Source organism: Streptomyces sp. NPDC044061, assembly GCF_056434305.1.
Map to the genome: position 1 here is coordinate 1 of NZ_JBWKFL010000028.1, position 12542 is coordinate 12542.

Consider the following 12542-nt stretch of genomic DNA (forward strand, 5'->3'; position numbering starts at 1 on the left):
TGATCCGCAAGACCGGACCCGCCACCTACGCCCTCGCCTGCTGACCGCGACGGACCTCGACACCGACCACAAGATCCTTAACTTCCCGGTCTTGGGTCAAGCCCATGAGCTTCCACAAGATCGCCCCGGTGAAGAAGACCCGCAAGCCCGCCCAGGCCCCGGCTCCGGTGCACAAGAAGAAGGCGCCGAAGAAGCCCGCGCCCAAGCGCCCGGTGGGTCACAAGTAATCCGGCGATAAACGCAAGCTGAGTCCAGGCCGAGAATCAGATAGGGAAATTCCATGTCCTTCCACAAGCTCGCTCCCGTCAAGAAGCACCGCAAGCCCGCTCCGGCTCCGGGGAAGCCGGCCCCGGAGAAGCCCGTGGCCGCGCCGAAGCGCCGGCCGGTCGGGGACAAGGGCTGAACGAGGACGTGTCGGGGCGGGGTCACCGGTGCCGTGGTCGTACCGGTGACCCCGCCTCCGTCATGTCCACAGCTGTGGAAAGGAGTTGTCGATGGTGACGGAAGCCCGTGCGGCCTTCCGCAGGTTCTGGCCGCTGACCCGCGGGGACCGCCGGTGGCTGGCGGTGATCGTGGCCTGTGTGGTGGTCGCCGCGCTGGCCGAGACCGCCGCGATCCTGCTCTTCGCAGAGCTGACGGATCACGCGCTGCGGGCCGGCTCGCTGTCCGCCTTCTGGGGGCCGGCCGGTGCCTGGCTCGGCGTGGCGGCACTCGCGGCGCTGGTCGGCTACCTCGGCAACTCGCTGGCCACCTGGACCGCCGAGAGATTCGTGCTGCGGTTGCGGGCGAGTGTCTTCCGGCACGTGCAGGACCTGCCCCCGCACTTCTTCCAGCGGCACCGGCAGGGGGACCTGGTCGAGCGGCTGACCGGGGACGTCGAGTCCATCGAGCAGATGGTGGTGTCGGGAGTCGTCGGCGCCGTGTCCGCCGCCTTCTCCGCCGTGTTCTACGCCTGCGCCGCCTTCTGGCTGCGCTGGGACCTCGCGCTGGCCACCTTCGTGCTCGCCCCTCTGTTCCTGGTCGCCGCCCGCCGCTTCTCCGGCCGCATCCAGCAGGCCTCCCGGGACGAGCGGGTCGCCGACGGCGCCATCACCTCCGTGGTGGCGGAGTCCCTCGGCAACGTCGTCCTCACCCAGGCCTACAACCGGCAGCGGGACGAGGAGAGGCGGCTCGACCGCGAGGCCCGCGCCTGGCTGCGGGCGAGCGTGCGCGGGGCGCGGCTCGGCGAGAGGTACGAGCAGTTCGTCGAGGTGGTCGAGACGCTGTGCGTGCTCGCCGTGATCGGCCTCGGGGTGTGGGAGATCTCGGCGGACCGGATGAGCCTCGGGCAGCTCCTCGCCTTCGCCGCCTTCCTCGGCTACCTGTACCCGCCGGTCCGCAGCCTCGGACAGCTCGGGCTGACCGTCACCGCGGCCACCGCGGGCGCCCAGCGCATCGGGGAGATCCTCGACGCCGAGCCCGCCGTCACCGACCCCGTCCGGCCGGTCGCCGAGTGGCCGGTGCGGGGCTGGGTCGGCTTCCACGGCGTCTCCTTCCGCTACCCGGACGCCCACCGGGCCTCGCTCCGGGACGTGCACCTCACCGCCGGACCCGGCGAGCTGGTCCTCGTCACCGGCGCGAGCGGCGCCGGGAAGTCCACCCTCTCCAAGCTCCTCACCCGCTTCTACGACCCCTCGGCCGGCGTCATCAGCCTCGACGGCGTCCCGCTCACCGACCTGCCCCTGCGCTTCCTGCGCGAGCAGATCGCCCTGCTGCCGCAGCAGACGCTGATCCTCAACGGCACCATCCGGGAGAACATCGGCTGCGGCCGGCCCGGCGCGAGCGACACCGAGATCGAGCGGGCGGCCCGGGACGCGGCGGCGCACGACTTCATCGCCACGCTGCCGGACGGCTACGACACACACATCGCCCCCGGCACGGCCGCCCTCTCCGGCGGCCAGCTCCAGCGCATCGCCATCGCCCGCGCGATGCTGCGGGCCGCGCCGGTGCTCGTCCTGGACGAGCCGACGGCGGGCCTGGACGCGGTCGCCGCGCGGCAGGTGGTCCAGCCGCTGCGCCGCCTGATGGCGGGCCGCACGACGATCATGATCACCCACGACCTGAGCCTCGCCCCCGACGCCGACCGCATCCTGGTCATGGACCAGGGCCGTCTCGTGGAGGCGGGAACGCACGCCGAGCTGCTGGCCCGGGGCGGCGCGTACGCCCGCCTCGCCGAGCCCCTGCCCGAGACGGCGACGGCACCGGCACCGGCGCCGGAGGACACGCTGATCCTGCGCTGGTAGCGCGAGGCGGGCGGGAACTGTCCCCCCCAGGCCCTACGACTCCCGCAGGGCCTGGGGGATCTGGGACTCCCAGCGCCAGTTCAGCAGGGCGGCGAGGGCGGCGAAGGAGCCCAGGGGCAGCCACAGGAACAGCAGGAGCGTCGGCGGGTGGGGCGTGGTGAACCGGAGCACCACCCACGACAGGAAGCCGCAGAGCAGGACGACGAGGCCGCCGGTGATCGCCCTTTCCCACGCCTTGCGGTGCCCGGCCCGGCGCCGGATCCGCGCCTCGACCTCCGGCCGGCGTTCCCACGCCATGCCGCGGTGCCGGGCGGCGGCCTCCCGCAGCGCGGCGACCTCGGCGGGCGGGTCGTCCAGCTGCCAGTCGTCGATGTGCGGCAGCACGAACCGGCGCCCGTCGGTGTCGTACAGGAACGTGAGCCATTTGCGGGCGAAGGACGCGGCGTTCGGCACTGACTCGGCCCGGATGTCGTAGATGTCGTGCCAGGCCCGGGTGCGCTCGGTCACGGCCCGCCGTGCGGTGATCCCACGGGCCCCGACGAGAGTGCGGCCGCGCCGCATGTACAGCACCACACGGACGAACATCACGACGTAGAAGGCGAAGAACGACGCCGGAAACCACGAGGACACGGTGTGGCGCTGCGTCATGTGGAAGACGCCGTTCAGCCCGATCAGCCCCAGGCTGAGGAACATGAGCCGCGGCGTCTTCCTCCGCCTGCGGTACTCGCGCTCGATCCCACTGACGTACACGTCCATGCCCCCGCCCCCCGACCTCTCCCCGGACACCAGTGCGGGGGATCGTAGATCGGGACGCCCGTGGGCCGGAAGAGAGCTACGGCGTCTCCGGTGGAGCCGTGGGCGCACCCGGCAGCCGTACCGTCGCCAGCGTTCCGCCGCCCCCCGCCCGTGTCAGGGCGACCTCGCCGCCCGCCTGCTGGACCGTGCGGGCCACGATGGACAGACCGAGGCCCGAGCCGGGCAGGGCACGCGCGCTGGGGGAGCGCCAGAAGCGGTCGAAGACGTGCGGGAGTTCGTCCTCGGCGATGCCGGGGCCGTGGTCCCGCACCGTCAGCTCGCCCTCGCTCAGCCGCACCTCGATCGTGCCGCCCTCGGGGCTGAACTTCACCGCGTTGTCCAGGACGTTGACCACGGCCCGCTCCAGCGCGGAGGGTTCCGCCCGGACGAACCAGGGCTCCAGCTCCGCCTTGATCGTCAGCTCCGGGCCGCGCAGCCGGGCCCGGCCCAGGGCCGCTTCCACGGTGTCCCGGAAGGAGACCACCTGGACGCGTTCGCCACGCTGGCCCTCCGAGCGGGACAGCTCCTGCAGGTCGCCGATGAGGGAGGCGAGTTCGGTCATCTGCGCCTTCACGGAGGCGAGCAGTGCCGTGCGGTCCTCGGGCGGGAGCGGGCGGCCCGTCTCCTCGCTCCGGGTGAGCAGTTCGATGTTCGTGCGCAGGGAGGTGAGAGGGGTGCGCAGCTCGTGGCCGGCGTCCGCGATCAGCTGCTGCTGCAGGTCGCGGGAGCTGGCCAGGGAGGCGGTCATCGAGTTGAAGGACCGCGAGAGCCGGGCGATCTCGTCCTCGCTGTCGTCCTCGACGGGGATCCGGATGGTCAGGTCCTCCGTCCGGGCCACGTGTTCCACGGCCTCGGTGAGCTTGTCCACGGGACGCAGACCGGCCCGGGCCACCGCGAGGCCCGCGGCCCCGGCGCCCACGACGCCGATGCCGGAGACGAGGAGGAGGATGAGCGCGAGGTCGTTGAGGGTCTTCTGGGTGTTCTTCAGCGGAAGAGCGATCAGGAGGGCCGCGTCGGTGACCGTCCCCGTGTTCGGGTCGGCGATCGTGAACCCGGGCAGGGCGAGGGCGCGGACGTCGTTGCCGTCCGAGTCGGTGCCGTTGCGGAACAGGCCCCGGTCGTGGCCGGCCTTCTTGATCAGGTCCTTGTCCGCCCCGGTGACCTTGACGGTGCCGATGGAGTACGGCAGAACGCAGGACTTACCGGTCTCCGTGACCACCTGGGCGTAGATTTTCGGGGGGCCGTCGGCCGGGTTGTTCGTGGTCTGCTGGGTGCAGTTGTTGACCGCCGTCGTGGCCTGCTCCCGCAACCGCGGCATGTTCAGCGACTTCTGCAGGTCGCTGTCGACCTGGTCGTACAGCTTGCGCTGCACGATGAACCAGCACGTCATCGAGACCGCGGCCACCGCGAACGCCACCGCCGCCGCGACCAGCATCGCCAGTCGCGCCCGGATGGGCAGTGCCCGGTACCGGCGTACCAGCTTGTTCACTCCGCGCCGCCCTGTCGCAGTACGTACCCCACGCCCCGGACCGTGTGCACCAGCCGCGGCTCGCCGCCGGCCTCCGTCTTGCGGCGCAGGTACATGACGTAGACGTCCAGGGAGTTGGACGAGGGCTCGAAGTCGAAGCCCCACACCGCCTTCAGGATCTGCTCGCGGGTGAGGACCTGGCGCGGGTGGGCCATGAACATCTCCAGGAGGGTGAACTCCGTGCGGGTCAGTTCGACCTGGCGGCCGCCCCGGGTGACCTCCCGCGTAGCGAGGTCCATGCGCAGGTCGCCGAAGGTCAGCGCCTCGTCCTCCTGCGCCTGGGGCGACACGGCAGCCGCGTAGGAGCTGCGGCGGAGCAGAGCCCGGATGCGGGCGAACAGCTCGTCCAGCTCGAAGGGCTTCACCAGGTAGTCGTCGGCCCCCGCGTCCAGACCCGTCACGCGGTCGCCGACCGTGTCACGGGCCGTGAGCATCAGGATCGGCGTCGTGTCGCCGGCGCCCCGGATGCGGCGGGCCGCGGTGAGGCCGTCCATGCGGGGCATCTGGATGTCCAGGACGACCAGGTCGGGCCGGTAGGCGGTGGCCTTCTCCAGCGCGTCCGCGCCGTCGACGGCGACCTGTGTGTCGTACCCCTCGAAGGCGAGGCTGCGCTGGAGCGCCTCGCGTACGGCGGGCTCGTCGTCGACGATCAGGATGCGCTGGGTGTCACGGTCGCCTTCGGCGGGGCTCATCGCTCGCGGTTCCTCGGGGTGCGGTGGGGGGGTGTGGCGGGGGTGTTTCTCAGCGTCGCATGTTTGCCGTGCCGGCGGGCACACGCGGCGGCTCAGGCCGCCCCGAGCGTGGTCAGGCCCCTGACTGCGGTGAGACGGCGCAGCGGGACCTTGCGTCGGTGCGGGCGGTCGGCGGAGGTGCGCAGGCCCATCAGCTCGGGGACCGCGGCGACCTCCGGGGCGGGCGCGTGCAGCTCGTCCGCGACCGCGAGTGCCAGGGTGAGGGCGGCCGGACCGGTGTCGGCCACCTGGTGGGAAATCCGCTTGATCATGACGTGCTCCCTTGCTCCCTCTTGCCCCGTAAGGGGGCTCAGCCGGTGGAGCCCGCCCGCAGCTTGGCCAGGTCGGACTTGACGGTGTCGACGGGGATCGCGAAGCCGAGCCCGATGCTGCCCGCGTCCGAGGACGACGAGGACTGGGAACTCGACGAGTACATCGCGGAGTTGATGCCTATGACGCGGCCGCTCGCGTCGATCAGCGCGCCACCGGAGTTGCCGGGGTTGAGCGAGGCGTCCGTCTGGATCGCCTTGTAGGTCGTGGTGGACGAGCCCGTGTCGCCGTTGAACTGGCGGCCGCCGAACTGGAACGGCCACTCCCCGTCGCCGCCCTGGCCCTGGCCCTGGTTCTCGTCCGTGGAGACGGTCACGTCACGGTCGAGCGCGGAGACGATGCCGCTGGTGACGGTGCCGGTCAGGCCCTCCGGGGAGCCGATCGCCACGACCGAGTCGCCGACCTGCACTCCGGAGGAGTCGCCGAGCGCGGCGGCCTTGAGGCCGGAGGCGCCCTTCAGCTTGATCAGCGCGAGGTCCTTGGAGCTGTCGGTGCCGACGACCTCGGCCGGGTAGCTCTTGCCGTCGCTGGTGCGCACCTTGATCGAGGAGGCGCCGGAGACGACGTGGTTGTTGGTGACGATCTCGCCGCCGGACGTGATGATCACGCCCGAGCCGGTGGACGAGCCGTTGCTGAGGGTCGCCCGGATCTCGACCACGCTCGGGCTGACCGCGGCGGCGATCGCTGCGACGTCGCCCTTCTTGCCGGTGGGCACCACGGCGGTGGTCGTGCCGGCGGAGGCGACCGTGTCCTTGCCGGTCAGCTCCTGGAAGGCGTAGGCGGTGCCGCCGCCGACCGCGGCGGCGACGATCGCCACGGCCACGAGCAGCCCCATCGGGCCGCGGCTGCGCTTCTTGTGCGGCGCGGGGTCCGGCTGCGGGGCCGTGGCCGCCGGCGGCTCGTACGACGGCGGGGGCGGCCACTCGGGGTTCACGGGAGCGGAGTAGCTGTGCTGCTGAGCGTACGGACCCTGCGGGTCGCCGTACTCGTACTCGCCGCTGCGGCGGATGCTCTCGGTCATGACACTGAGGATGTCCCGCGACCATGAGAGCTTCCTGAGTGCTCCCTGAGAAGCCCGGCAGAACCTCGTTTGCCCGATATAAAGAGGCCTCCCGCGGTTCGGGGCGGGCTCTCATCCGCCCCTCATCGAAGCGCCGGGGCGCTCAGACTCCGCAGCCGCAGCTGGTGCGGACCACCAGCCGGGACGGGAACGTCTTGAGCCGCTCGCGCCGGGAGCCCGCCACCCGCAGCCCGTCGTCCAGGACCAGGTCGACCGCCGCCCGGGCCATGGCCGAGCGGTCCGAGGCGATCGTGGTCAGCGGCGGGTCGGAGAGCGCCGCCTCCTTGATGTCGTCGAACCCGGCGACCGCCAGTTCGCCCGGCACCTCGATACGCAGCTCGCGGGCGGCCCGCAGCACGCCGATGGCCTGGTCGTCGGTGGAGCAGAAGACCGCGGGCGGCCGGTTCGGGCCGGAGAGGACGTCCAGGGCCACCTGGTAGGCGTCGTAGCGGTTGTACGGCGCCTCGAACAGCCGGCCCTCGGTGGAGATGCCCGCCTCGGCCATGGCCCGCTTCCAGCCCTCGACGTGGTCGGAGACCGGGTCGCCCACGGCCGGCGTCTCCGCCGTGCCGCCCATACAGGCGACGTAGTCGTAGCCGTGCTCCAGCAGGTGGCGTACGGCGAGCTGGGCGCCGCCCAGGTCGTCGGTGACGACGGCGACGTCGTCGATGGCCTCCGGACGCTCGTGCAGCAGCACCACCCGGGCGTCCCAGGCGTCGATCTCGGCGGCGGCGAGGTCGTTCAGGGCGTGGCTGACCAGGATGAGGCCGGAGACCCGCATGCCGAGGAACGCGCGCAGGTAGTGGACCTCGCGTTCGCCGATGTAGTCGGTGTTGCCGACCAGCACCATCTTTCCGCGCTCGGAGGCGGCCTGCTCGACCGCGTGCGCCATCTCCCCGAAGAAGGGCTGGCGGGCGTCGGGGATGATCAGGCCTATGAGGTCGGTGCGCCGGGACGCCATCGCCTGGGCGACCCGGTCCGGGCGGTACCCCAGTTCCTTGATCGCCGCGAGGACACGCTCGCGCGTGGCCGGGGCGACCGGCCGGGGTCCGTTGTTGATGACATAACTGACGACGGCGGTGGAGGTCCCAGCCAGCCGTGCCACATCATCCCGAGTCACCTTGGCCACGCGCGGAGTCTACGCGGATGGACCCGCTCTGGGCAGGGCGTATCGCATGCCGGATGTGCGGAAGCAATGCCCTGCCCGAGCGGTCGCCGTGCCTCCGCTAGGCGTCCGCGTGGACCTCGGTGTCGTCCAGGACGGCGGTTGCATCCGAATCGCCCGCTTTTGCCCGGTCCGCCTTGGCCTTGGCGTCCTCGCTGGACCGGTCGCCCTTTTCAGGAGTAACGAATCGATAACCGACGTTCCGGACGGTGCCGATCAGCGACTCGTGCTCGGGTCCCAGCTTGGCGCGCAGCCGCCGTACGTGCACGTCCACGGTCCGGGTGCCGCCGAAGTAGTCGTAGCCCCACACCTCCTGCAGCAGCTGGGCGCGGGTGAAGACGCGGCCCGGGTGCTGGGCGAGGTACTTGAGCAGCTCGAACTCCTTGAAGGTCAGGTCCAGGACCCGGCCCTTGAGCTTGGCGGAGTAGGTCGCCTCGTCCACGGAGAGGTCGCCGTTGCGGATCTCCATCGGCGAGTCGTCGTTGACGATCTGCTGGCGGCCCATGGCCAGGCGCAGGCGGGCCTCGACCTCCGCGGGGCCCGCGGTGTCGAGGAGTACGTCGTCGATGCCCCAGTCGGCGGTGACGGCGGCCAGGCCGCCCTCGGTGACGACGAGCAGGAGCGGACAGCCGGGTCCGGTGGAGCGCAGCAACTGGCACAGGCTGCGCACCTGCGGCAGGTCGCGGCGGCCGTCGATCAGGATGACGTCGGCGCCCGGGGTGTCGACGAGAGCGGGTCCCTCCGCCGGGGCCACCCGCACGTTGTGCAGGAGCAGGCCGAGGGCGGGAAGCACCTCCGTCGACGGCTGGAGGGCGTTGGTCAGGAGCAGCAGAGAACTCATACGTCTGGTTCCTCCTCGGTCCCTGCGAGGACGTGTGCGGTGCGGCACTGCTCTGCGATCCCGGTGGCCCCGTACACCTGCGGTTCCCCGCCTCGTATACAACGCGTCCGAAAGCACAAAAGGACCCGGGGGCTGCGCTGCCCGAGTCCTCTGCCCAGCAGAATAGCCCACATGAGCAACCGTCCGTCAGGTCAAGAGGCGCGTTCCACCGTTCGTCCGAATGGTGAGACGGCCAGACGAGGCCCTATCCGGACGTTTCTGCACACCGCCGACGGAGTTCCGGTCGATTCCGTATACAACCCGGGTGCGGTCGTATACGAAACCCCGCCGGACGCCTCCCGGCCACCTTCCGGCGACGCGGTGTTCGTGGTCGCCCACGGCTTCACCGGCGACGTGGACCGGCCGCACGTGCGAAGGGTGGCGGGCGTGCTCGCCCGTTACGGCGCGGTCGTCACCTTCTCCTTCCGGGGCCACGGCGCCTCGGGCGGCCGCTCCACGGTCGGCGACAAGGAGGTACTGGACCTGGCCGCCGCGGTGGAGTGGGCGCGCGGCTTCGGGCACGCGCGCGTGGTGACCGTCGGCTTCTCCATGGGCGGCTCCGTGGTGCTGCGGCACGCGGCCCTGCACCCCGGCACGGTGGACGCCGTGGTCTCGGTCAGCGCCCCCGCGCGCTGGTACTACCGCGGTACGGCCCCGATGCGCCGCCTGCACTGGCTCGTCACCCGCCCCGAGGGCCGACTGGTGGGCCGCTACGGCCTGCGGACGCGCATCCACCACCGCGACTGGAACCCGGTCCCGCTCTCCCCGGTGGAGGCGGTCCCGAAGATCGCGCCGGTCCCGCTGCTCGTCGTGCACGGCGACCAGGACGGCTACTTCCCGCTCGACCATCCCCGGATGCTGGCCGAGGCCGCCGGCGAGCACGGCGAGCTCTGGGTGGAGCCCGGCATGGGCCACGCCGAGCACGCGGTGGACGAGGCGCTGCTGGGCAGGATCGGGGACTGGGCCGGGCGGACGTCCTGACCCGGACGGCCGGGGTGACCGGGATGCCGGCGGGGTGCCTTAGCCTGACAGCGTTCGTCCCCAGAGTCTTCTGCCGTCGATTGAGGAACCAGATGCCCAAGGTCACGGTCCGCTACTGGGCCGCTGCCAAGGCCGCGGCCCAGGTCGCCGAGGAGCCGTACGACGCGGCCACGCTCGCCGACGCGCTCGCCGCGGTGCGTGAGCGACACCCCGGTGAACTCACGCGCGTCCTGCAGCGATGCTCCTTCCTCGTCGACGGGGACCCCGTGGGGACGCGCGCGCATGAGACGGTACGGCTGGCCGAGGGCGGCACGGTCGAGGTGCTCCCGCCGTTCGCAGGAGGGTGAGCAGATGACCGACCAGCCGTATCAGGGCGGGCCGTACGAGGGGTACGACCCGTACGGACAGCAGCAACACCAGCCGCACCCCCAGCATCAGCAGCACCAGGCGCCGCAGGCGTGGCCCGGCCAGCCCCAGGCCGGGTACGACCAGTACGGCCAGTACGCCGACCCGTATCCGCACCCCGGCCACGACCCGCAGGCCACCCAGCAGTGGCAGGGCCAGACCTGGGAGACGCAGTCGCACGCGCCGGTGCAGGCGGCCGAGACGGCGTACCTGCCGGCGCAGGAGCCGTACACCCCGCAGGCAGCGGCGCCCGAGCCCCAGCAGAACCAGCGGCCGGAGCCCGCCCCCGAGCCGGAGGCCGCCCCGGACTACGGCCCCGCCACCCTCTCCGGGAACTCCCGGATGAGCGACGCCCAGCGGGCCCGCCTGGAGGGCCGTTCCCCGATCATCGAGCCAGGTATGCAGCCGGCGCTGCTCACCGCCGGGCTCGGCCTGCTGCTCGCCGTGACGGCCCCCGTCGCCTCGTACGCCCTCGTCGTACCGCTGGTGCTGCTCCAGGCCGTGACGGCGGCGGGGTGGTTCCGGCTCAACGGCATGTGGCCCGCCCGCCAGGGCATCGCGCTGGCCTTCGCGGGTGCGCTCACCGCGGACGTGGCGGTCCTGGCCGCCGGCCGCGACCACGCGCCGGCCGCGATCCTCGGCCCGCTGGGCCTCTGGGTCCTGCTCTCCCTGGTCCTCCAGCTCCGCTCGCACGCCTCGCCCGACGAGCGGATGTACGGCCTGATGGCGACGGTCGCCTCCTCGGCCCTCGCGGTCCTCGCGACGGGCTACCTGGGCGCCGAACCCCAGGCGGTGTCGGTGGGCGCGGCGGCGGCCGCCGTGGCGATCCTGGCCCGCGCCCTGCCCCTGCCCACCCCGGCCTCCCTCGTGGTCTCCCTGCTGGCGGCGGCGGGCGCGGGCATCGCGGTGGGCGGCATGACCGACTTCGGCGCGAAGGGCGCCGCCCTGGGAGCGGCGGCCGGCATCTGCGCCCTGATCGGCCACCGGGTGGCCAGCTACGACTACCCCTCCCGCTTCGTCCACTTCACAGCAGGCGTGGCCCTCCCCCTCTCGGCAGCGGCCCCGGTGGTGTGGGTACTGGGCCGCGCCCTGGGCTAGGGCTGCTTCACCGTCGCCGGGTGCGTATCCCAAGGGCCACGACAAGCCACGACGCCCCGCACCGACCTCAAGGGGCGCGGGGAACGGCGCGACAAGCCACGACGTATGCGCACCCGGCGGACGACCCGCACCCTCGCGGCGCATCCCCGCCCCTCCGGTGCCATCCCGCGGCGCGCCCCGCGGGGAACGGCGCGGCAAGCCACGACGTATGCGCACCCGGCGGACGACCCGCACCCTCGCGGCGCATCCCCGCCCCCCGTGCCATCCCGCGGCGCGCCCCGCGGGGAACTGCGCGACAAGCCACGACGTATGCGCACCCGGCGGACGACCCGCACCCCCACGGCGCATCCCCGCCCCCGCCCAACCCGCGGCGCGCCTGTCACAAGTGATCCACAATTCGAACCCCGCCAAGCCCCGCAGGGTTACCGTGGCGTAGCCGTACACCACCGCCGACCCAGGGGAAACACCACATGCGCGCCCTGCGAATAATCCTGATCCTCGTCGTGATCCTGGGCGGGCTCTTCGTGATCGCCGACCGCGTCGCCGTGCACTTCGCCGAGGGCGAGGCCGCGGACAAGCTGAAAGCGACGGAGAACCTCGCGTCGACCCCGGACGTGAACATCAAGGGCTTCCCCTTCCTCACCCAGGTCGCCGGCGGCTCCCTGGACGACGTCGAGGTCGGCATCAGGGACTACGAGGCGGCCACCGGCACCGCCGGCAGGACCATCCGCATCGACGACCTCAAGGCCGACATGAAGGGCGTCGACTTCTCCGGCGACTACAGCTCCGCCACCGCGTCCACCGCCACCGGCACCGCGACGATCGCGTACGACGAGCTGCTGAAGACCGCCAAGTCCGAGCCGACCCAGGTCGCACCGGGCATCACGGCCCGCGTCGTCGGCCTCTCCGACGGCGGCAACGGCAAGATCAAGGTCGCGGTGGACGCCACCGTGCTCGGCACCAAGCTGCCCAAGCCGGTCTACGTCCTGAGCTCGGTCACCGTGGCGAACGACAAGGTCAAGGTGCAGGCCGACGCCCTGCCCAAGCTCGGCGGCGCCGACATCGCCGAGGGCCGGATCCGCCAGATCACCGACTTCCAGCAGGCCATCGACCAGCTCCCCGGCGGCATCAAGCTGGACAAGGTGCAGGCCGCCCAGGACGGCGTGGAGATCACCGTGAAGGGTTCGGACGTCAAGCTGGCGGGGTAGTAGGACCACTGGCGGAGAGGCGTCCGACAGGCGAGACGCCCGCGTCCGCACCGTAGATGCACTGACCGAGTCAAGCGCC

At 72.1% G+C, this 12542-nt stretch carries 14 protein-coding genes; 7 read left to right on the top strand and 7 right to left on the bottom strand.

Features of this window, described 5'->3' with window-relative positions; all coding sequences use genetic code 11:
* The first annotated feature begins 104 nt into the window (after window positions 1–104).
* From AC07CM_RS34865 to AC07CM_RS34875, 3 genes are all read left to right on the top strand, one after another.
* The gene (locus AC07CM_RS34865) at window positions 105–227 is read left to right on the top strand and encodes a hypothetical protein (protein ID WP_478880484.1); all 123 of its coding nucleotides are present in this window, start codon (window positions 105–107) and stop codon (window positions 225–227) included.
* 53 nt (window positions 228–280) lie between these two features.
* Window positions 281–403: a hypothetical protein gene (locus AC07CM_RS34870; protein ID WP_478880485.1), complete on the top strand. Its 123-nt coding sequence runs from the start codon at window positions 281–283 to the stop codon at window positions 401–403.
* Window positions 404–494: 91 nt separating this feature from the next.
* Window positions 495–2282 (top strand): ABC transporter ATP-binding protein, encoded by a 1788-nt coding sequence (locus tag AC07CM_RS34875; protein WP_478880486.1) that lies wholly within the window; start codon window positions 495–497, stop codon window positions 2280–2282.
* 33 nt (window positions 2283–2315) lie between these two features.
* Here the strand turns inward: AC07CM_RS34875 and AC07CM_RS34880 are convergent, their stop codons facing one another.
* From AC07CM_RS34880 to AC07CM_RS34910, 7 genes are all read right to left on the bottom strand, one after another.
* Window positions 2316–3038 carry a PH domain-containing protein gene (locus AC07CM_RS34880; protein ID WP_478880487.1) on the bottom strand — a complete coding sequence of 241 codons (723 nt, stop codon included), beginning with the start codon at window positions 3036–3038 and terminating at the stop codon, window positions 2316–2318.
* 76 nt (window positions 3039–3114) lie between these two features.
* Complete coding sequence (locus AC07CM_RS34885; RefSeq protein WP_478880488.1) at window positions 3115–4566, bottom strand: sensor histidine kinase; 1452 nt, start codon at window positions 4564–4566, stop codon at window positions 3115–3117.
* A complete protein-coding gene (locus AC07CM_RS34890) occupies window positions 4563–5297 on the bottom strand; it encodes a response regulator transcription factor (RefSeq protein ID WP_478880489.1) in 735 nt (244 codons plus the stop codon). The genes AC07CM_RS34885 and AC07CM_RS34890 overlap by 4 nt, the downstream gene beginning before the upstream one ends.
* Before the next feature lie 92 nt (window positions 5298–5389).
* Window positions 5390–5608, bottom strand: coding sequence for a hypothetical protein (locus tag AC07CM_RS34895; RefSeq protein WP_478880490.1), 219 nt, complete (start codon window positions 5606–5608; stop codon window positions 5390–5392).
* Window positions 5609–5646: 38 nt separating this feature from the next.
* Complete coding sequence (locus tag AC07CM_RS34900; RefSeq protein ID WP_478880491.1) at window positions 5647–6687, bottom strand: S1C family serine protease; 1041 nt, start codon at window positions 6685–6687, stop codon at window positions 5647–5649.
* A gap of 142 nt (window positions 6688–6829) precedes the next feature.
* Entirely contained in the window at window positions 6830–7855 is a 1026-nt protein-coding gene (locus AC07CM_RS34905; RefSeq protein ID WP_478880492.1) for a LacI family DNA-binding transcriptional regulator, read from the bottom strand.
* Window positions 7856–7952: 97 nt separating this feature from the next.
* On the bottom strand, window positions 7953–8732 hold the full coding sequence (locus AC07CM_RS34910) for a winged helix-turn-helix transcriptional regulator (RefSeq protein WP_478880493.1): 780 nt from the start codon (window positions 8730–8732) through the stop codon (window positions 7953–7955).
* Between the two features lie 171 nt (window positions 8733–8903).
* Between AC07CM_RS34910 and AC07CM_RS34915 the strand changes: the two genes are divergently transcribed.
* The 4 genes from AC07CM_RS34915 to AC07CM_RS34930 all read left to right on the top strand — a co-directional run bounded on the left by AC07CM_RS34915 (window position 8904) and on the right by AC07CM_RS34930 (window position 12463).
* On the top strand, window positions 8904–9752 hold the full coding sequence (locus tag AC07CM_RS34915) for an alpha/beta hydrolase (RefSeq protein WP_478880494.1): 849 nt from the start codon (window positions 8904–8906) through the stop codon (window positions 9750–9752).
* 92 nt (window positions 9753–9844) lie between these two features.
* Window positions 9845–10099: a MoaD/ThiS family protein gene (locus AC07CM_RS34920; RefSeq protein WP_359068777.1), complete on the top strand. Its 255-nt coding sequence runs from the start codon at window positions 9845–9847 to the stop codon at window positions 10097–10099.
* 4 nt (window positions 10100–10103) lie between these two features.
* A complete protein-coding gene (locus AC07CM_RS34925) occupies window positions 10104–11255 on the top strand; it encodes a hypothetical protein (protein WP_478880495.1) in 1152 nt (383 codons plus the stop codon).
* A gap of 470 nt (window positions 11256–11725) precedes the next feature.
* The gene (locus AC07CM_RS34930) at window positions 11726–12463 is read left to right on the top strand and encodes an LmeA family phospholipid-binding protein (protein ID WP_478880496.1); all 738 of its coding nucleotides are present in this window, start codon (window positions 11726–11728) and stop codon (window positions 12461–12463) included.
* Window positions 12464–12542: the final 79 nt, after the last annotated feature.

Coding starts and splice junctions, on each gene's coding strand:
- AC07CM_RS34865 (WP_478880484.1), top strand. CDS start 105: ATGAGCTTCCACAAGATCGCCCCGGTGAAGAAGACCCGCAAGCCCGCC.
- AC07CM_RS34870 (WP_478880485.1), top strand. CDS start 281: ATGTCCTTCCACAAGCTCGCTCCCGTCAAGAAGCACCGCAAGCCCGCT.
- AC07CM_RS34875 (WP_478880486.1), top strand. CDS start 495: ATGGTGACGGAAGCCCGTGCGGCCTTCCGCAGGTTCTGGCCGCTGACC.
- AC07CM_RS34880 (WP_478880487.1), bottom strand. CDS start 3,038: ATGGACGTGTACGTCAGTGGGATCGAGCGCGAGTACCGCAGGCGGAGG.
- AC07CM_RS34890 (WP_478880489.1), bottom strand. CDS start 5,297: ATGAGCCCCGCCGAAGGCGACCGTGACACCCAGCGCATCCTGATCGTC.
- AC07CM_RS34895 (WP_478880490.1), bottom strand. CDS start 5,608: ATGATCAAGCGGATTTCCCACCAGGTGGCCGACACCGGTCCGGCCGCC.
- AC07CM_RS34900 (WP_478880491.1), bottom strand. CDS start 6,687: ATGACCGAGAGCATCCGCCGCAGCGGCGAGTACGAGTACGGCGACCCG.
- AC07CM_RS34910 (WP_478880493.1), bottom strand. CDS start 8,732: ATGAGTTCTCTGCTGCTCCTGACCAACGCCCTCCAGCCGTCGACGGAG.
- AC07CM_RS34915 (WP_478880494.1), top strand. CDS start 8,904: ATGAGCAACCGTCCGTCAGGTCAAGAGGCGCGTTCCACCGTTCGTCCG.
- AC07CM_RS34920 (WP_359068777.1), top strand. CDS start 9,845: ATGCCCAAGGTCACGGTCCGCTACTGGGCCGCTGCCAAGGCCGCGGCC.
- AC07CM_RS34925 (WP_478880495.1), top strand. CDS start 10,104: ATGACCGACCAGCCGTATCAGGGCGGGCCGTACGAGGGGTACGACCCG.
- AC07CM_RS34930 (WP_478880496.1), top strand. CDS start 11,726: ATGCGCGCCCTGCGAATAATCCTGATCCTCGTCGTGATCCTGGGCGGG.